Source organism: Phycisphaerae bacterium (genome assembly GCA_035384605.1).
In the GTDB taxonomy this organism is placed as follows: domain Bacteria; phylum Planctomycetota; class Phycisphaerae; order UBA1845; family PWPN01; genus JAUCQB01.
In genome coordinates, this window is the sequence record DAOOIV010000027.1 from 1 (window position 1) to 17,947 (window position 17,947).

General features: G+C 61.2%; 16 protein-coding genes. 7 read left to right on the top strand and 9 right to left on the bottom strand.

Annotated elements, in window-relative coordinates; genetic code table 11:
• Positions 1 to 45: 45 nt before the first annotated feature.
• Positions 46 to 1,287 (bottom strand): alginate lyase family protein, encoded by a 1,242-nt coding sequence (locus PLL20_08400; protein ID HPD29998.1) that lies wholly within the window; start codon positions 1,285 to 1,287, stop codon positions 46 to 48.
• Positions 1,288 to 1,719: 432 nt separating this feature from the next.
• On the opposite strand from PLL20_08400, the gene PLL20_08405 reads away from it, so the two are divergent.
• The 3 genes from PLL20_08405 (at position 1,720) to PLL20_08415 (ending at position 5,080) form a co-directional block, all read left to right on the top strand.
• Positions 1,720 to 2,886: an AAA family ATPase gene (locus PLL20_08405; protein HPD29999.1), complete on the top strand. Its 1,167-nt coding sequence runs from the start codon at positions 1,720 to 1,722 to the stop codon at positions 2,884 to 2,886.
• Positions 2,883 to 3,344, top strand: coding sequence for a hypothetical protein (locus PLL20_08410; protein ID HPD30000.1), 462 nt, complete (start codon positions 2,883 to 2,885; stop codon positions 3,342 to 3,344). The genes PLL20_08405 and PLL20_08410 overlap by 4 nt, the downstream gene beginning before the upstream one ends.
• A 107-nt stretch (positions 3,345 to 3,451) precedes the next feature.
• Complete coding sequence (locus tag PLL20_08415; GenBank protein HPD30001.1) at positions 3,452 to 5,080, top strand: alpha-L-arabinofuranosidase C-terminal domain-containing protein; 1,629 nt, start codon at positions 3,452 to 3,454, stop codon at positions 5,078 to 5,080.
• Here PLL20_08415 and PLL20_08420 read toward each other — a convergent pair.
• From PLL20_08420 to PLL20_08430, 3 genes are read right to left on the bottom strand one after another with little or no spacing between them, the layout of a single operon-like run.
• Complete coding sequence (locus PLL20_08420; protein HPD30002.1) at positions 5,072 to 5,206, bottom strand: hypothetical protein; 135 nt, start codon at positions 5,204 to 5,206, stop codon at positions 5,072 to 5,074. The genes PLL20_08415 and PLL20_08420 overlap by 9 nt on opposite strands.
• Positions 5,203 to 5,841 (bottom strand): hypothetical protein, encoded by a 639-nt coding sequence (locus tag PLL20_08425; protein ID HPD30003.1) that lies wholly within the window; start codon positions 5,839 to 5,841, stop codon positions 5,203 to 5,205. Before PLL20_08425 ends, PLL20_08420 begins: the two co-directional genes overlap by 4 nt.
• Positions 5,838 to 6,143: a hypothetical protein gene (locus tag PLL20_08430; protein ID HPD30004.1), complete on the bottom strand. Its 306-nt coding sequence runs from the start codon at positions 6,141 to 6,143 to the stop codon at positions 5,838 to 5,840. The genes PLL20_08425 and PLL20_08430 overlap by 4 nt, the downstream gene beginning before the upstream one ends.
• A gap of 435 nt (positions 6,144 to 6,578) precedes the next feature.
• Here PLL20_08430 and PLL20_08435 point away from each other — a divergent pair, with 435 nt between their 5' ends.
• The 3 genes from PLL20_08435 (at position 6,579) to PLL20_08445 (ending at position 11,930) form a co-directional block, all read left to right on the top strand.
• Positions 6,579 to 7,385 carry a uracil-DNA glycosylase gene (locus tag PLL20_08435; GenBank protein HPD30005.1) on the top strand — a complete coding sequence of 269 codons (807 nt, stop codon included), beginning with the start codon at positions 6,579 to 6,581 and terminating at the stop codon, positions 7,383 to 7,385.
• Positions 7,386 to 8,024: 639 nt separating this feature from the next.
• Positions 8,025 to 9,416, top strand: a complete 1,392-nt coding sequence (locus PLL20_08440; GenBank protein ID HPD30006.1) for an HD domain-containing phosphohydrolase — start codon at positions 8,025 to 8,027, stop codon at positions 9,414 to 9,416.
• 177 nt (positions 9,417 to 9,593) lie between these two features.
• The gene (locus tag PLL20_08445) at positions 9,594 to 11,930 is read left to right on the top strand and encodes a glycoside hydrolase family 99-like domain-containing protein (protein HPD30007.1); all 2,337 of its coding nucleotides are present in this window, start codon (positions 9,594 to 9,596) and stop codon (positions 11,928 to 11,930) included.
• A gap of 44 nt (positions 11,931 to 11,974) precedes the next feature.
• On the opposite strand, the gene PLL20_08450 is transcribed toward PLL20_08445, so the two are convergent.
• The 4 genes from PLL20_08450 to rbsK all read right to left on the bottom strand — a co-directional run bounded on the left by PLL20_08450 (position 11,975) and on the right by rbsK (position 14,806).
• Complete coding sequence (locus PLL20_08450) at positions 11,975 to 12,343, bottom strand: hypothetical protein (protein ID HPD30008.1); 369 nt, start codon at positions 12,341 to 12,343, stop codon at positions 11,975 to 11,977.
• The gene (locus PLL20_08455) at positions 12,294 to 13,010 is read right to left on the bottom strand and encodes a nucleotidyltransferase domain-containing protein (GenBank protein HPD30009.1); all 717 of its coding nucleotides are present in this window, start codon (positions 13,008 to 13,010) and stop codon (positions 12,294 to 12,296) included. The genes PLL20_08450 and PLL20_08455 overlap by 50 nt, the downstream gene beginning before the upstream one ends.
• Positions 13,011 to 13,075: 65 nt before the next feature.
• Entirely contained in the window at positions 13,076 to 13,654 is a 579-nt protein-coding gene (locus PLL20_08460) for a response regulator (protein ID HPD30010.1), read from the bottom strand.
• 225 nt (positions 13,655 to 13,879) lie between these two features.
• A complete protein-coding gene (gene rbsK, locus PLL20_08465; protein HPD30011.1) occupies positions 13,880 to 14,806 on the bottom strand; it encodes a ribokinase in 927 nt (308 codons plus the stop codon).
• Positions 14,807 to 14,977: 171 nt separating this feature from the next.
• On the opposite strand from rbsK, the gene purF reads away from it, so the two are divergent.
• Positions 14,978 to 16,408 (top strand): amidophosphoribosyltransferase, encoded by a 1,431-nt coding sequence (gene purF, locus PLL20_08470; GenBank protein ID HPD30012.1) that lies wholly within the window; start codon positions 14,978 to 14,980, stop codon positions 16,406 to 16,408.
• Between the two features lie 139 nt (positions 16,409 to 16,547).
• Here the strand turns inward: purF and PLL20_08475 are convergent, their stop codons facing one another.
• Positions 16,548 to 17,816 carry an ATP-binding protein gene (locus PLL20_08475; GenBank protein HPD30013.1) on the bottom strand — a complete coding sequence of 423 codons (1,269 nt, stop codon included), beginning with the start codon at positions 17,814 to 17,816 and terminating at the stop codon, positions 16,548 to 16,550.
• Between the last annotated feature and the right edge of the window lie 131 nt (positions 17,817 to 17,947).

A 17,947-nucleotide genomic window follows, 5' to 3' on the forward strand; every position in this document is an offset into this window, starting at 1 on the left:
CTTTTTTACGAACAAAGCGAGAAAACCTCGCCGGAGTATGCTTGATCAGGGACTAATAGGAGACGGTTTGTGCTCAAGCGCCTGCCTCTCGATCTTGCGGCCCAGCATGATGTTCTCAGGCGTGGGTGTCTTTGACAGATAGGGGACCAGCAGCGGCTCGCGATAGACCAGGTAAGCTGGTTCACCGAGTGAGCCGATCCTTTGTGTGGAGGCGTTGACATCGTCCCCGAATCGCGGGAGCGAACCGTTGGCCATGGCGTAGCGGATCGGCAGCAGGAACATCTTCTTGAGATTCGGATGGCTCCACAGATCGATTCCCAGCCGACGGGCACCCTCGCAGGTTTCCACCAGCGCATCCAGCGTGTAGAAGTGATAGCCCCAACTGTTCTCGTACCACATGCCTTCCTCGGACAGGCAGTGGCTCATCTGAAAGGCGAAGCCCTGACCCGGCTGCTCGATGGCTTTGCGGATCCAGGCTTCGTCGCCGATCACCGCGCCGCCCCAGAGCATGGCCGCGTTGTGCCACGTCTGCCAGTTGCTCTTGCCGGCCTTGTGCTTGTCGATGTTCTTCAGCATCGGCAGGATGAGTTGCTCCTCGACGGCTTTGCGATCGGCGTCGGATAAGGCCGGAGAATCGTGAATCAAGTCATAGGCCGGAGCGATCTGCCGGGACAGGGCGGTCGCCTCGCCAAGCGTCTGTTCGTCGATGTGTCCGCCCGAGAGCCCCTTGGGTTGCTTCGTTGCGCTATTGGTGTGATAGGGGTACTTGAGATAGCGGTCGGCATAGCCGAGCAGGATCTTCACGACATAGTCCGCGTACTTGCGATCGCCGGTGATGGCATAGGCCCAAGCCGCCTGACGCATCTGGCTGAGGTTTCGGCTGTGATGCCGCTTGAAGACCACGTCATCGTAGGGCTCTCCGGTATAGATCTTGCCGCACTTGGGGCATTGATGCTGCGTGTCGCTGAGCGTCTTGAGGCCCAGTTCGCACTTGTCGCACTGATACCACTGGTTGTGCTGCCCGCCCCGCGGCGGAAATGTGACCGGGTCGTCCAGAAACTTGTCGGTCGCCTTGACGATGTTGGCGGCGACAACATGTGCGGGCCCGCCCGCCTGGTAGGCGGCGCGGAGCCGGGCCAACTCCTCGGGTGCGCAGGCAATCACGGGGTGCCGCTCGGCAGCCGGAAGCCGCACCGTCGGCGCCGTCCAGCTTTCTGCGCCCAGAGCCATGCCTGTGACAAGGACTTGTGCCAACAGCCAGGAGCCCACAAACAGCTTTTCTTTCATCAGTGATCCTCGTCGTCATTGTTGTGTGAGTCGAAATCAGTTCTGGCCCGCTGCTCACTTCGATAGCGCACGGTTCATTGTGCGACTCGCGTCCGTCGTGGTTCTGTCATTACTCCGATTCTATCGAACAACAAAAGGAATGACGAACCGTCCTGTGTCCATGCAAACCATTCAAACATCCTTGGTGACTTTGCCGATCAGCGGTACAATACTGGACGGGCGGCGGTTGCAGCGTTTCTAGGTTCCAGTACGAGGCCGATCACGAGAATGGGACCAAGGCACTCTGACGGAGCTTGTCAGGCCGGCTTCCAGCCGGTCGACTGGACCGGCAAGACGGATGCCGGTCCCGCACAGGGTCTTGTTGCAGTCCATCATGATGTTCGGCTTATTGTTGCTCGCATCAACTTCACGACAGTCTGAGAGGATCAGCACATGCCTCCGTCGTTAGAATTGCGAAACATCGGTCAGATTCAAGAGGCGAATCTCTCTTTCGGCGATCTGACGGTCCTTGTCGGCCCACAGGCCAGCGGCAAGAGCATCGCCTTGCAATGGCTGAAACTGGTTCTGGACACAGGCCTCGTTCAGGCTCAACTGTCCCAATACGGCTTGGATTGGGGAAAGAGTGTCTCGAAGTTCCTTGATCTCTATTTCGGCGAGGGCATGCACACGGTCTGGCAGGAAGGTCTAAGTGAAGTGCTCTGGGACCATCAACCATGGGATGCGAACAAGAAGATCAGTCGAAAGGCGGTCAGCAAGAAGGAGTCCGTCTTTCTGGTTCCGGCGCAGCGCGTGCTGACGCTTCGTGACGGCTGGCCTCGTCCTTTCAGTGATTTCTCTGCTGGCGATCCCTTCGCGGTGCGATCGTTCAGCGAGAAGCTTCGACTTCTCATGGAACAAGAACTTGGTGCCGGAGACGCGGTCTTTCCAAAGAGCAACCGGCTGAAAAGCGAGTACCGCAAGCTGCTGGAGAAGACGATCTTCCAGCAGTTTCGTCTCAAGGTGGACGCACTCAGGTCGCAAAAACGGCTCGTTCTTGGCCAGACGGCGGGGACCGCCCCCCTGCCTTACATGGTTTGGTCGGCGGGGCAGAGAGAGTTTGTGCCCTTGTTGCTGGGTCTGTATTGGCTTATGCCCCCGGCAAAAGTGTCCCGCCGCAACGATGTTCAATGGGTGATCATCGAGGAGCCGGAGATGGGCATGCATCCGCGGGCCATCACAGCGGTATTGCTGCTCGTGCTCGAGTTGCTGGACCGCGGCTATCGAGTCTGCATCTCCACTCATGTCCCGCAGGTACTTGATCTCGTGTGGGTGATTCAGAAGCTTGGGAGGACGCAGGCAAAACCCGAGAAGCTGCTGCAGGTGTTCGAGGCGCCGAATACGCAAGGCCTGCGCACCGTTGCAGCCAACGCGCTCAGGAAGGAATGCAAAGTGTATTTCTTCGATGGTGACAGTGGTCAAGTCCACGATATCACCGGCTTGGACCCTGCCTCGCTGGACAAGACCGAGTCGAGTTGGGGTGGGATGCTCGACTTCAGCGGTCGGGCGAACGAGGCGGTCGCGACCGCCATGGCGAATACGGGGACGCTCTTTCCGTTATGAGCTTCCAAAACGATGTTGAACAGACTGCGGGACTCGAACACGCTTACCGACCGGGCAAGCAGGCGCTCCGTCCTGCCGATCAGAACAAGGTCGATGCAATAGCGACAAGGAGACTGGCCGGGAGCGCGGATATCGATGCAGCTCTTGAGAATCTGCGCCCAAATGAGAACCGATGGGACTACGTTGTCGGGTGGGCGACCAAGGAGAAATCCGAATTCCTGTACTGGATCGAGGTCCATTCGGCCAGCGGGGCGGGTGCGGTTCGTGAAATCTTAGATAAGCTGACTTGGCTCAAGGGGTGGCTTGATGGCGAGGGAAACAGACTCCGCAACTACAGACGGAAGATCGTGTGGATCGCCAGCGGTAAGAGCGCCTTTCAGCAGAACTCGCCGCAACTTAAGCGGCTGGTTGCTGCCGGAGTCTACTTCGCCGGCGGGCATTACACGATTGCCGACTAACCTGCTGCCGCCTTGACGGGTGCCATGGTGAGAAGGGAGCGCGAGCCTTAAACCACTGGCGTCTTGGATCGCATCGGGCGAGCACCGGTAGCATTGAGGGTCACATCATGAAGGCGCGAATCAGCCGGAGGATCTACCTGAAGAGCCTGGCCTGCGGCGCAGCGGCCGCATTGGGCGCCGGTTCGCGGGCTCGCCTGTTCGCGGCAGAGAGCAAGGATTCGCGGGCGACGCTCGATATTCTGCTCGACGAACAGATTCGGGAGCCCGATGGCAAGCCGGCCGTGATCAGTCCGCTGCTCCACGGCCATTTCACCGAGCACATCGGCGGGGTTATCTACGACGGCATCTGGGTCGGGCCCGACTCCAGAGTGCCCAACGTGGACGGCATCCGCAAGGCTCTGGTCGAGAGCTTCAAGAAGATCGCTCCGCCGGTGATCCGCTGGCCCGGCGGCTGCTTTGCCGACCGATATCATTGGCGCGACGGCATCGGCCCGGCCGCCGGTCGCCCGCGGCGCTTCAATCGCTGGGGGGAGCGCGGCGAGCCCAACGCCTTCGGCACACACGAATTCATCAAGTTCTGCCGGCTGGTCGGAGCCGAACCCTACCTGGCCGCCAATGTCGGTACGGGGACGGCCGAGGAGTTCCAACAATGGGTCGAGTACTGTAACGCTCCGGCCGGCAGCACCACGCTGGCCGATGAGCGGAACGCCAACGGCGACCACGAACCGTTCAAGGTCCGCTTCTGGGGCGTGGGCAACGAGAACTGGGGCTGCGGCGGAACCTACACGCCCGAGGACTACTGCACCGAGTACCGCAAGTTCACCACCTGGGTGCCGAAGTACGGCGTGCCGCTCTACTTGGTCGCCTGCGGACCCAACGGCGGCGACGTCTCGTGGACCCGGCGATTCCTCAAGAAGTGGCGCGACGCCGCAACCGCCCCGATCAGCGGATTCGCCGGTCACTACTACTGCGGAAGTTCGGGCACCGCCACTCAGTTCAACGCCGCCCAGTGGTACGACCTGCTCGACAAGGCCAACTACATGGAGACGTTCATCAACGAGCACTGGAAGGCCATGGGCGAGTTCGACCCCAAGCACGAGATCAAGTTCATTGTCGACGAGTGGGGCTGCTGGCACCCGTCGGGGACCGAGATCAAGAAGGAGTTTGACTTCTGCCAGATCAGCACGCTCCGCGATGCGCTCGTCGCCGGTCTGACGCTCGACATTTTCCACCGCCACGCCGAGAAGCTCTCGCTATGTGCCGTTGCTCAACTCGTCAACTGCCTTCAGTCGCTCTACTTGGCCACCGATGACAAGTTCATCGAGACGACCAACTACCACGTGTTCAGCATGTACCTCGACCATCAAAACGGCACCGCCGTCCCGCTTCGCGTCGCCGCCGACCCCGTCACCTTCTCGCTCGATGGAAAGGATCGCAAGATCTTTCGCGTAGCGGGCTCCGCGTCCGTGCGGGACAGGCAACTGACTCTGACGCTCACGCACACACACGCATCCGAGCCGATCGAAGTCGCGATCAAGCTGGTGGGTAGCGCCAGGCCGGCCGAGCTTGCCGGCACCGTGCTCACTCACAGCAAGCTCAACGCCGCCAACACGTTCGAGAGCCCGGCGGAGGTTATCCCGCGAGATCTGCCTCTCGACCGCCCGAAACCCGACGGCTCACTGGTCGTCACCTTGCCTCCGGCCTCCGTAACGCGGCTGCGAATCCCCTTATCGTAGCAGCATGGGGCCCGTCGCCTTCGGCAAACCGAGCCGGAACCGGATCAGCGGCACGGGCTTGCTCGTGCCGCAGTCGAGCAGATACCAGCCCGGCAGCTTGCCGTGCTTCGAGGCCGGATGGCTCATCGCGGCGACTGACCACGCATCTCGATAAGCCGCTGCCGGGTGTATAACTCGGGTCGATCGAGAAAACGCCCATAGCTCTCCTTCGTGAAGAAAGCCTCCCGGGGCGGCAGATCACTATCCTCGTCGAAGAACTTGAGTGCCTCGTCGAGACACAGGGCGGCCTCGATTCGCATCCGCCGTACGGCCGCCCGTCTTTCAATGCTTGTCGATTTGACGCTTTCCGTTCGCGCAGCCTCGGTCAGCATGGTGTACAGCATCACCCAGCCGGCAACGTCGATCAGACGCGACGGGCGGCGTGTCGGATTGATGACCTGGGCGGCCGGTTGTTGCGAAACGTCCCGCAGTTCGTCGAGCATGCTCAGGACCGGGCCGCGGCGCTCAAGCTCTGCCACGCAGAACCTGATGCTTGCCGGTTGGCCGCATTCGTCACACACCACGGTCACCGTCAACCCGTGTGCGGCGGCATCATAGACCGGCGCTTCACGAGAAATCAGCAGCGGCCCCTCTCCGCACGACGCGCACCGCCGCGTCTTTACGTACAGCCGTGCTTCGGTGAGACTGTGAGGAATGAGTACTACGCCGGCGTCGCTCATAACCAGGTGATGGTAACCGCCGGGCGGACCGGAGCAAGTCACGCGCTTTCAAGATGCTTGGGATCGGCCGTGATCACCAGTGCGCAACCGCTCTGGTCTCGCAGCCGCAGTTTGATACGCCCCAGCCGGCGCAGCTTCTCTCGCTCTGACTCCTTGGCGATGTACACCACTTCCGCCGTGATCTTGTCATTGCCTTTGAAAAACAGCGTCTGAAGGCGCTTCTTGATCTGTGATGAAATGCGGCCGTGGTCATCATCCCACGTCGACCAGTCGGGTACTTCCATCGGTTCGGCTACTCTGACCTTGGAACCTACCGCAAGGTACCTGTTCGAATCGAACGCCATCCCACAGTCTCCACGATTGCCGTCAGCAATCAGAGCCGTCCACGCCGCCCTGACGTTGACACGGGCAATACTCCTTAATCATGCCGGCCGGTAACCGGCGGACTGGAAACAGGCATCCGGCTCGCCCCTGAGCGGGGCGTGCATGGTGGCAGCCCAGAGTTGCATGCTCGGCACCGCCACAACCGCCTGCTGCACAGCATGCTAGCATATCTGCGCCGCCTGAACAAGCCGTTTTTCCGCATTTTTGCCTTTAATCGTCGACCTCCTCGGACACTCTTTCGGTTGACACCTGCCTGCCGATTGACGACGCCTTTGCGGGGGCTTAAAACACCGTCCACTTGTCACGTATGGCCGTCTTCGCCGGAGAAAGAACGCCTGCCTGAGCGGTATCCTGGCAAAGAGGCGGTCGCGCGGGCAATCCGACACGAGGGCGACATGGGGCTTCCTCCCGATCAGATTCGTGGTTCCTTGGAACGATATCTGGAGATTGATCGGCTTCTGGGGATCGATTCCGCACCCCTGTCCCCACGTCCGCCACGGCACGCACAGCTTTCAGGTAAACACCCTCCTGCCGCGGCTTCCCCAGGACGGGACAAGCCGGTTGTGGCCCTTCAAGCCCTTTCCCCGGAGGAATTGCTCCGTCGGCAGGAGGCCCTCAAGACCCTGGACGCAGGGCAAGTCAAAGGCTGTATGAAGTGCCGGTTATCGCGGACGCGAACGCAGACCGTTTTCGGACAGGGGAATCCGGCTGCGCGCCTCGTCTTCGTGGGCGAAGGCCCGGGGGCCGATGAAGATGCGCAGGGGCTCGCCTTTGTTGGCCGGGCAGGCCAGTTGCTCACGAGAATGATTGAGGCGATGGGACTCACCCGAGACCAGGTGTTTATCTGCAACATCGTCAAGTGCCGTCCGCCGGAGAACCGCACGCCTGCTCCTGACGAGATATCCGCCTGTTGGCCCTACCTCGAAGAGCAGCTTCGCATTATCACGCCGGAGGTCATTGTAGCTCTCGGCAAGCCCGCGACGCAGACCCTGCTGGGAACCACCGAGGGAATTGGCCGGCTCCGAGGCCATTGGCATGAGTTCTTCTTGTCCGGATCACCTATGATCGGGCCGGCCACGCCGTTGATGCCCACCTTTCACCCCGCCTATCTTTTGCGAGATCCAGGAAAGAAGCCGCAAGCCTGGAGCGACCTCCAGATGGTCATGGCACGACTTGGGCTGCCCCTCCCGGAGCGGCGGTAGACGATTCGTTCAAAACTCACCGGCGAGCACGGGTTCCGCCTTTGCACAACCCCTGCGCCCTGGCGCCCCGCAAGCCGGCCGACTTCCCTTGGGGCTTGCTGTTCCGGAAACCGCCAAGTCACTTTTCCTTCCCCTCAGGCCGGGGCCAGGATGCCCGCGTCCGGACGGATGACTGCCGGCCGCGATTGTTCAAGCATCAGCCGTATGCTCGCATTGATCAGCACCCGGCCAAGTGCGGATCGCGTTCTGGCCCGGTCGAGTGCCAAACCTCCGCGCATGCCCGGAAGGTATTACCGCCTGTCTCAGGAAGCTATGTGGGACAGCCTTCCAACCGGACACTGGCAAAATGCGGGTTGCACACCTACCAGTATAGGTCCTCCGCGGACCTTTCTGTTACCGGACTCGGCAGGGCCGGTTATCGGTTCCGCGGGGGCAGTCTTTCTCTTAGCTTGCGGCTGTAAGCGCGGTAGGTATTCCCTTGAGTGCGGCGTCTTGCGTTGGTGCCATGTCCGTGGACGCGGTTGCGCGTTTTAACACATCGGCTGGAAGCATTTACATATCATGAGACCCCCATTATAGCCCGATCTACACGTATACGGCCACGTTTGCCCTGCACCAGGGAGAACTTGTGGGGGTCAGATGACAACGACTGCCTTCGACCAATCCGACCTCGCCGTCGGCAGCGAGGCCATGAGGTTTTTTCCGGTCGAGGTTGCCACCATCGAGGACGGCACCCTCGAGATGGACGTATACCTCGACTCGGCCGGAGATGGTAGCAGCTATGTGCTCTACTGCGCGAAGGGTGCCGCCTTTACCAGCAAGCTGCGAGAGAAGCTGATCCCGCGGAACGTCCGGTTCCTGTACGTTCCGATGTCGCAGCACAAAGAGTATCGCAAAGCTCTCGCCCGCTACCTCGAGAAGACCTACACCGATCCCCATAGGGAACGATCCGAGCGAATCCGCATCGTCCGGGAGGCATGCACCAAAATGATTGACGACGTGCTGCTCTTTCCGGAGCGGCCGGAGTCCCTCGAAACCGTAAAAGACGTCAGCCGCCAGTTCGCCGAGTGGGTCGACGAAGATCAGGTGGGCTTCTCCTACCTGATGGACATGGCGACGCACGATTACTATACCGTCACCCACATGGTTAACGTTGGCGTGGGCTGCGGCTTGCTCGCCAAGCAGCTCAAACCGGACGATTCGCAGTGGCACGCGGCGTTGATCGAAGGCGGACTCCTGCACCACGTAGGCAAACGCAGAATCCCCACGGAGATACTTAACAAGGAGGGAAAGCTCTCACCCGAAGAGTGGGAACTGGTCAAGTCTCACCCCGGTACGGGCTTTGACCTCATCAAGACAAACCCTGCCATGTCCCAGATCGTTATGGACATGGTACACTCCCATCACGAGCGTTTTGACGGGGCGGGGTACCCGATCGGTCTGGCCGGCGAACAGATCAGCGAAGAGGCTCGAATCTGTTCGGTCATCGACGTCTTCGATGCCATTTGCGCGGCGAGGCCCTATCGCGGGCCGCTCCCCCCCGAACAGACGCTCAAGGTACTTGCGGAAGGCAAGAGCACCTGCTTCGATCCGGAGATGGTCGATGCCTGGGACGCCATCGTTCGCGGCCTTCTGGAGGCCGACCCGCAGCGAGTACCCCCTCAGGGCGCCGCAAATGAGTCCCTTTCGTTGGACTCATTTGTTCAGCAGTCGCCGTCGGGTGGTACGCGCGCCGAGCCCATCAATCGAAGGCGCCATCCACGATTCGAATGCTGCCTGAATGCCCGCGCTCGATGGCTGGACAAACGTACCGAACACCCGGGCAAGGGAGACATGTGGGCGGAGGTGATTGTCCTGGACATCAGCCAGGGCGGAGCCAGGATCTCAATGGCGTTGCCGATCGAAGTCGACGAAGTGCTCGAGCTCGAAGTGCCTGCCAAGGGACGTCCGCCCGTGCGTCGCGTCGGCCGCATCGTTCACGTGGCAACGGAGTCCGGCCCTCGCTGGCGGGCCGGTATGGTATTTCTGTAACCCCTTCAAACAACCGGCGCGGGTCGTCCGTCAATGCCGGACTGCCTTTCTTCTTCCCATCCTTTCCTCTCGGTCTCCGTTGTACAATGGGACCACTGATCCGGGTAACCCATTCCGACCTCGCATGAGATGCGGGCACAATGCGGTTCATGGGACGAATTCACGGGAGCTGGCGTCATGGGCAAACATAGGCGATCTTCCGCTGCCGGTCTGCTGGGCGTGTTCTTTCTGGTAGTCGTCTTCCCCGCTCGCGGGGCGACGGAAAGAGTCCTGGCCCGTTGGGATTTCGACTCCCGATCAGGATGGAACGGTTGGTTGCCCGGGGGCACTATCAAGAACGTTGAATTCGGGCCCGACGGCGTAGCCTTCGATGCCCTTGGTCCCGACCCCATCATCGTGAGTCCCGAGTTCGAGTTGTCGCCGGCCACCAACCGGCAGTACGTGACGATCGATCTGGACTGTTCGGCCGCAGGCCGGGCTGAACTCTTCTTCACAAACAAGACAACCGGCCCCTACGGCGGGTTCGAGCCCAAATGGGTCAACTTGGCGTTCGTGCCGTCCGGGGGACGACAGAGCTTGACCATCTGGCCCTTCTGGGGCGTCCTGCAAAAGGTGATCCGGATCCGCTTCGATCCCCCCTCAGGCGTCCGATGCCGCTTGTCGTCCATTCGGATCGTGGATGCATCGCAGTCCGGAGGCCCCCCGGCATGGTCATTTCGCGACGCGAACGACCCGTGGCGGCCCATGTGCGCCTCCACGGCTGAGCGGACCGGTGAGGGCCTCGTTGTGCGGGCGACCGCTCCGCAGGCGAGCATTGCGGTCGTAGTCGCGCCTTTTGCCGCGGAACGGCGATTCATCCTTCGGTTGGACGCCCGATGCCCCGGCGAGGACGTGCTGGGCTTTTACTGGGCGACCGATGACCAGCCCGGCCTGATCGGCCGCCCCATCCCCATCGCTGGTGAAGGCCATGCTCGTTCAATCGAACTGGATCTCCGCTGCTTCCCGGAGTGGAAGGGGACGGTGACTCATCTCGCTCTGGCTTTCGGCACGCACGGAAGCGAGACCCTTACGTTGCGATCGATGAGTATCGACGAGAACGATGCGACACGTCCATTCCTTCGGCTGCGCCACATGGGTTTCGAACGTCCGGTTAGTAGACCGGGCAAGGCCGCCGGCGTTCAAGCCGTGCTGGAACACGTGGGCGGCCCGGCGGTCCCTGCCGGCGTGGCGTCGTTCGCGGTCGATGAGAACGTCCGCTGTGAGAAGCCTTCTGTGAGCATGCCGGCCGTCGAACCCGGCAAGCGCGCCGAGGTCGCCACTGAGATTATCCCGTCGAAGCCCGGATCGACCAGCGTTACCTTGCACGCCAATGGCCAGACGTTCACTCGCATCCTGCATGTCGACGAGCCGATCACAGATCCGACGCTTCTGGATCGCGGGTCCGACAACTATGACGTTCCCAAGCCGAGGCCGGTGAAGACACGCTACCAGATCGGCGTTTATTACTTCCCCGGTTGGTCCCCGGATCAAATCAGCCGCTGGCAGAAACAGGCCGATTTTCCCGAACGCGACCCGGTGCTCGGATGGTACAAAGAAGGCCTCCCGGAAGTCGCCGACTGGCACGTCAAATGGGCCGTCGAAAACGGCATCTCATTCTTTGTCTTCGACTGGTACTGGCGCGACGGCAAGGAGGAATTGGGCCGGGCCCTCAATGACGGCTTCCTCAACGCCCGCTATCGCGATTACATGAAGTTCGCGGTCATGTGGGCCAATCACCCGCCGTTCGCCGGCCACACGCCCGACCAGTTGCTGGCCGTCACCGAGTACTGGCTCAAACACTACTTCCGCCGACCGAATTACCTGACCCGCGACGGAAAGCCCTACGTGAGCTTCTTCAGCGTCCATGAGTTGCTGACCGACCTTGGTGGACCGGAGAAAACCAAGGCGGCTTTCGACGCGATGCGTCGGCGCGTTCGCGATGCCGGTTTGGCAGGACTGCATATTGCCGCCTGCACCGGGAACGATTCGCATAGCATAGAGATGGTTCGGAAGGCCGGCTTCGACTCGATGACCGCCTACAACTACTCCGGTGCCGGGGCCACGATGCCTCAATCCAGCTATCGATCATTCCTCCTGGGCCACGAGTCGATCTGGAAAGCCATGCGGCAGGCCGGGAACCCGCCCTACGTGCCGCTCCTGACCGTGGGTTGGGATCCTCGTCCCTGGCACGGCCCGCGCACCAACAGCAGGTTTGCCCGTCGAACCCGGGATTTCGCGGAAGCCCTCGGCCGGCTGAAGGTCGACCTCGACATGAATCGCGAGCGGATGGCCCTGCTGGAAGCTTGGAACGAGTGGGGCGAAGGCTCATACATCGAGCCCAACGCCGAATTCGGTTTCAGGGATCTGGAGGCCGTTCGCCGCACCTTTGCCGAACCCGGCGACTGGCCGGTCAACGTCGCCCCCCAGGACCTCGGGCTGGACGGAAAATACGACCTGCGAGCAGAAAAAAAGTGAGCCCCTGCTTGCGTGCGATCAGTCAGGACGCGGACCTGCCGGGATCAATCGCCGGAGGGCACCAACTGTGGATATGCCGATTTCAGCCAATTGACGACGGCTCTCCTCAGCTTCTGCGCCAGCAGGAGCATTTCCGCAGCTTCCTGGTCGGACACGGCCCCCGCCCGCTCATACCCGCCGATGTTCCTCTTCTTGCGGAACTGCTCCAGCTCCCGAATCGCGTTTTCCTCCAGGCGAATCGTGAATCGGAGCGACTGTAGGACACGGAAATGATGGGCCTCTCGTGACGCCCGGCACCCGGCGGCAGCGAGGGCCGCCGTGGCAGCCTGCAAGGCGGCGTTGTAGGCGATGTTCAGCCGCCAATCAGCGCTGAGCCGCGGCGTTTGTGCGTCGGCGAGGTCGCGGTCGACCACTGCGAGCAGGTCTGCTATCTCTTGCGGGCTCGTCTGATGAGGGACCAGCCAGCCGTTGTTCTGCCATTCCTGCAAGCTCACGCTCGTCTCCGAGAATCACGATTCGCGGGCCACGGCTTAGAGCATAGAGGAAGTGGTCCTTGCGAGCCAACCTGCGACGAAACTCGTCGGGCGGATAGACGGTAGGATTCACTTCCCGGCCCAGCAAGTCGTGAGCCCCGCCCAAGGCGGCCACCACTGCCGAGAACGTCGTGTCCCCGATGACACAGAGATCAACGTCGCTGCCCTCTCGGGGCTCTCCCCGGGCAATTGATCCGTAGATGAACGCAAGGCGGATCCGGTCCCTTAGCGGCCACAGCATTTCGCGGAGGACTTCGGCGGCGCCTGAGGTCTTGAGAACGATGCCCCGCAACTCGGCGAAGACCGGACACTCCGGATTGGCGCGGAAGTGAGTCTGGTGACCCTGCGAGATCCTTCTGATGACGCCGGCCGCTGCCAGGCGTGTCAGTTCCCTTTGAGCAGCCCCCAAGCCCGTTCCCACCTGCCGGGCAATCTCGCGAAGATAGAACGACCGGTCTGGATGGCTCAGCAGTAAGGCGAGCACCGCCCGGCGGGTCTTGCCGAACAATGCCGAGGACAGCGGATCCGGTGCAGAGGATGTACTCATCTTGGGAACGATTGTATCTTATGTGAGTACATGTGCAAGACCGTCCTTAGAGCCAAGCACGGATCTCAGATTCCGACCGCCAGCGATTCCTCGACCAAAGCAGCGAGTTGCTGAACGTTGAACGGCTTGGCGATGGTGTTGTGGTAACCCTGTTGCAGCAGGCTTTGGCGGTCCGCATCCGTAATGGCGGCCCCCATAGCCACCACCTGGGTTCCCTGAAGCTCACCGCGGGCCGCGATGAACCGAAACAGGACCCTCCCCTCGATGCCCGGCACGTCGATATCCACCAACACCACGGCCGGCTTGCATTGCTCCATCAGCGCGCCGGCCTCAAAGGCGGATGAGGCTACCATCACTTCATAGTCGAAGCGTTCTTCCAGAGCCTTCTCCAGCAACCGGGCCAGATCCACGTCGGCGTCAACAATCAGTATGCGCGGGCGGCCGGTCTCCAGGTGGTCGAGAGGTATGCCGTGGGCTTTCATGAAACGGATGAGCTGGGCCAGTGGAATGCGGCGGTCCTTGCTGCCCGGAATCCGGTAGCCGCGAAGCTGCCCGGTGTCGAACCACTTGGATACTGTCCGAGGGGCAACATTGCAGATCCTGGCGACATCGCCGGTCGTGAGCACGTCTTTGAGTTTGCCCATGGTCGAATCCCCGACAGGTCTTCGAATCGCAGCCGTCTCCTAAGAGGATATGTCGGTCGCTACAGACCTCAGGTTTCGCCGAATCGGCAAAACCCATGCGGAAGGTGCAGACCGCAAGCCCCACAAAAACGATACGACGGGGCGCACGCGACCCGGATTCGACCGGCAGACAGGTCGAAGTCTCGCCGCCTCAAGGTCCGAAAACAATGATGACCGCCTCTGGCGTCACGGCTGGCCTGCCAGCAAAGCTTCCACTTCCGACAACGCAGGCATGGACCGTTGGGCTCCCGTCCGCGTGCAGGCCAGGGCCCCGGCCGCGTTGGCAAACCGAATGGCTTCGATCAGCTTCCAGCCCCAGCTTCGCGCCACCGCCAGTGCGGCAGTGAAAGCCTCGCCCGCTGCGGTTGTGTCCACAACACGGACCGCAAAACCCGGTACCGCAGATTCCCCCTCGGGCGAGAACACATAGGCCCCGTGCTGCCCCAGTTTGAGCACTACCGATCGGCAGCCCCTCTTGGACAAGGCGGCAGCGATTGCTGCGGGACTCTTGATCGCCGAGAGACCGGTCAGTTGCGCTGCTTCTTGATCGTTCAGAGAAACCACGTCGGCCTGAAGTAGAGAATCCGGCAAGCCGTCTCTGGGCACCGGGGCGGTTTCCAGAACGGTCTCGACGCCGTGCCGCCTGCACACCTCAATCGCATGCTTCACAGTCTCAAGAGGGATTTCCAACTGCAAGAGGCAGATCCTGGCCTTCTTGATGACCTCTTGCGCAGCGTCCACATCGGTGGGTGTGACCAGGAGATTGGCCCCTCCCACCACTGTGACGGCCTTCTCGCCGCTGTCGGACACCGAGATCACGGTAATGCCGCTGGCGACTCCCGGCGTCGATTGGACCCAGGTGCAATCCACCCCATTGCTCTTCAGGTCGCAGAGCAGCGTTGCCCCAAACGCATCGTCGCCAACCCGGCCGATCATCACGGCCGGTTCGCCCAGCCTGGCAACCGCGACTGCCTGGTTGGCACCCTTGCCTCCCGCAATGGCCGTAAAACCCCGGCCGGAAACCGTCTGCCCTCCCACGGGAATGTACGGTGTCCGAACAACCAGATCCATGGTGATGCTTCCGATGATGACGACCGGACTTGAGGCCATCATTTGTCATCTCCTTCCGGGCCAACGCACCATCGGCCGGGAAACGCCTTGCCTTTGCGACAAACCGTATGCGCAGGCATTATTGGACGGTCGGTCGCTTGACTTGTCCACCGGCATTCAATATCCTGCGCTTTTGACGCTGATTAGCCTGAAAAAGAAGGAACCTCGCTCGGCGTGTCATCCCCTTCATTGAAACACAACTGTGGGCTGTTCGGTGTCTACGGTCACCCCGATGCCGTCCTGCTGACGTACCTCGGCATCTACGCGCAGCAGCACCGAGGCCAGGAGGCTGCCGGAATCTGCAGCGTCGGCGGCGGGGGTCCCATCCAGCGGTACGCCAACCTCGGGCTGGTCACGACGGTTTTCCACAACAAGCGAATCCTCGACGAACTGCGTAACCCCCACGCCATCGGACATGTGCGCTATTCGACTACCGGCTCGTGCCATAACATCAACTGCCAGCCGATCTTAGTCAATTACGCACGAGGACAGGTTGCGGTTGCTCACAACGGCAACCTCATCAACGCCGGCCTGCTTCGCAAAGAATTCGAGGAACAAGGCGCCATTTTCAACACCACCAGTGATTCAGAGGTCATTCTCCACCTCCTGGCCCGACCGGCCCATCTGGATAAGGCCAACGTCATTCCGCACATCCTTGGACACCTCCAAGGGGCATATTCGCTCCTGTTCCTGTTCCCCGACCGCATGGTGGCCGCCCGCGATCCCTTTGGCTTCCGGCCATTGGTCTTGGGCACACTGGAAAACGGCGCCATCGCCGTCGCCAGCGAGACCTGCGCCTTCGACATCATCAACGCCAGGTTCCTGCGCGAGGTCGAACCCGGCGAAGTCGTGACCATCTCGGAAAAGGGGATGGAGAGTTCCCGGATCGTGCCGGAGGACGCTTTTCGACCGGCGTACTGCATCTTCGAGCAGATCTACTTCGCCGACCCCGCCAGCGATGTCTTTGGCGAAAACGTCCACAAGGTGCGCCAGGCAATGGGGGCCGAATTAGCCCGCGAGGCACCGGTCGAGGCCGACGCCGTTATCCCCGTGCCCAACTGCGCCCGCTGTGCGGCCATGGGCTACGCCCGAGCCAGCGGCATTCCTTACGAACGCGGCTACACCACCAACCACTATGTCGGCCGCTCGTTCATCATGCCCGAGCAGGTGCAGCGCGACCTCGTGGTGAGGATGAAGCTGAACGTCATCAAGGAGAACGTCCGCGGACGCCGCTTGATCGTCGTTGAGGATTCGGTCGTTCGCGGCACGACGACGCGCGGAAAGATCGGTACCCTGCGCCAGGCGGGGGCCAAGGAGATTCATCTCCGCGTGGCCAGCCCGCCCATTCGACATCCCTGCCACTTCGGAATCGACTTCCCTACCCAGCAGGAGTTGATTGCCCATCAGAGGTCCGTCGCCGAGATCCGCGATTACCTCGGTGTCGATTCATTGCACTACCTCTCCCTCGAAGGCATGTTGAAATGCGTGAAACACCCCGGTCGCTACTATTGCACGGCTTGCTTCAGCGGCCGTTATCCCATGCCGGTCGACCAGCAGATCGGCAAATTCGCCCTCGAACGGTACCAGCTCAAGATGTTCGAGTGACGCAAGCTCTGGCCGAATAGCAGGCACCTCCGCAGCGGCAATAGACGGAAGGTTTCTCAAAAAACCGGATCTTGGGCTGCGCCGGACCGGGGAATACCTGCCAGCGGAGCGACTGAATCAGGGGCATGGCGACGCGAGGTCAACGTGCGGCATGGTTCTTCCGTAGGCTGTCCAGCCAGATGTAGAGCCGGACCATTCGGACGTTGAAAACGTACTCCCCTGGAAGGTCTCCTGAGCGGATGACGTTGAGCCTCTTCATCTTCTGAAGAAAGTTGTCGAACTTGCGCTTCTCGGTGTCGGTAAGGCCTCTGGCTACGTCGGCTCGACGGAAGCCCATGTCGAGCCCGGTGCGGGCAATCGTGCCGAGGATTGAGCGGTAGTCTCTGCTGCGCAGCACGCTGTAGACCTGCTGGTCGACGTATTTCCTGCCGACTTCATCGGCAGCATTCGGCACGGCTCGCCACGCCTCCTGTTCAGTGATCACGCCGTCCTGATCAAGCCAGAACGCGGCATCGCCCACGATGTGCATGATCTTGGGAAAACCGGCCGAGTACTCCGTGAGCAGCTTCATCGCCTCAGGCTCAACTGCGATCTGGACACTGTCGAAGGCCTTTCTAAAGAAACCTTCCATCTCCGGCACAGTCATGCGTTCAACCTCAACCACATCAAAAATCCGGTCGATGGGTTGATGCGATTTGATCATGTCACGGCGCCGCTCCTCCACACCGCAGAGCATCAGCAGAAGCGGCAGCGGCTCGCGTGCCATGGCATTGGCATCCACATTTTCCTTGATGAAGTGAGCAAACTTGGGAGCGGCACTGATTCCGTTGATTTCGTCAAGAACCAGAAACAAGCCGCGCACGCCGGTCTCGCCCAATCGCCGCAGAGCCTCGCCCAGGAAGGCGAGGACGCCGCTCGGCTTGGCCACGGTAGGCGCATCGCGCCGTAAGGCTTCGGTGTGAATCGTCAGGCCAAAAAGCTCCTGTTGACCGACATACTTGGCGAGCCAGTTTCGAATCCGCTCAGACCGGCTGCGATCGAAGGCTCCGGAACGCAACATGGATTCGAGAATGCTTGCTCCGACGTCGTCGAGGAAGTTCGCCGATCCCAGGGGCGCATAAACCGCGTGCAGACCGTACTCCCGCTCGGCCAGTCGTTGAACGAAGCCGGCAATTGAGCTCTTCCCGATCCCGTACTCACCTTGAACGAACATGGCCACGGGTTTTCCCGCGGCCACCTGGCCGGCTCCGCGCTGCATGATGTGGGCGATCTGTTCGGTCCTGCCGACGAAGAACTCAACCGGAACGGGCTGGCCGGGGTAAAAGGGACTCTTGCCTTTGGCTGCCCAAACCATGGTTTTTTCCTGCCGAATGCCGGACGACCAAGCCGGCGTCCGACACATGCTCATACTACTCCCTGTCTCCTTGCTCCATCAGCCGGTATTCGCGATCGCCCACCAGCCCGTTCGTGACACTTCGCAGCCGGCAGGGGGCCACCCTCGGGTGCTGGTTCCAGGCTACCTGTCGCCGGTTCGTTTTG

Excerpts from the sequence above, each read along its gene's own strand:
- PLL20_08400 (HPD29998.1), bottom strand. The coding sequence starts at position 1,287 with ATGAAAGAAAAGCTGTTTGTGGGCTCCTGGCTGTTGGCACAAGTCCTT.
- PLL20_08405 (HPD29999.1), top strand. The coding sequence starts at position 1,720 with ATGCCTCCGTCGTTAGAATTGCGAAACATCGGTCAGATTCAAGAGGCG.
- PLL20_08410 (HPD30000.1), top strand. The coding sequence starts at position 2,883 with ATGAGCTTCCAAAACGATGTTGAACAGACTGCGGGACTCGAACACGCT.
- PLL20_08415 (HPD30001.1), top strand. The coding sequence starts at position 3,452 with ATGAAGGCGCGAATCAGCCGGAGGATCTACCTGAAGAGCCTGGCCTGC.
- PLL20_08420 (HPD30002.1), bottom strand. The coding sequence starts at position 5,206 with ATGAGCCATCCGGCCTCGAAGCACGGCAAGCTGCCGGGCTGGTATCTG.
- PLL20_08430 (HPD30004.1), bottom strand. The coding sequence starts at position 6,143 with ATGGCGTTCGATTCGAACAGGTACCTTGCGGTAGGTTCCAAGGTCAGA.
- PLL20_08435 (HPD30005.1), top strand. The coding sequence starts at position 6,579 with ATGGGGCTTCCTCCCGATCAGATTCGTGGTTCCTTGGAACGATATCTG.
- PLL20_08440 (HPD30006.1), top strand. The coding sequence starts at position 8,025 with ATGACAACGACTGCCTTCGACCAATCCGACCTCGCCGTCGGCAGCGAG.
- PLL20_08445 (HPD30007.1), top strand. The coding sequence starts at position 9,594 with ATGGGCAAACATAGGCGATCTTCCGCTGCCGGTCTGCTGGGCGTGTTC.
- PLL20_08455 (HPD30009.1), bottom strand. The coding sequence starts at position 13,010 with ATGAGTACATCCTCTGCACCGGATCCGCTGTCCTCGGCATTGTTCGGC.
- PLL20_08460 (HPD30010.1), bottom strand. The coding sequence starts at position 13,654 with ATGGGCAAACTCAAAGACGTGCTCACGACCGGCGATGTCGCCAGGATC.
- rbsK (HPD30011.1), bottom strand. The coding sequence starts at position 14,806 with ATGATGGCCTCAAGTCCGGTCGTCATCATCGGAAGCATCACCATGGAT.
- PLL20_08475 (HPD30013.1), bottom strand. The coding sequence starts at position 17,816 with ATGAGCATGTGTCGGACGCCGGCTTGGTCGTCCGGCATTCGGCAGGAA.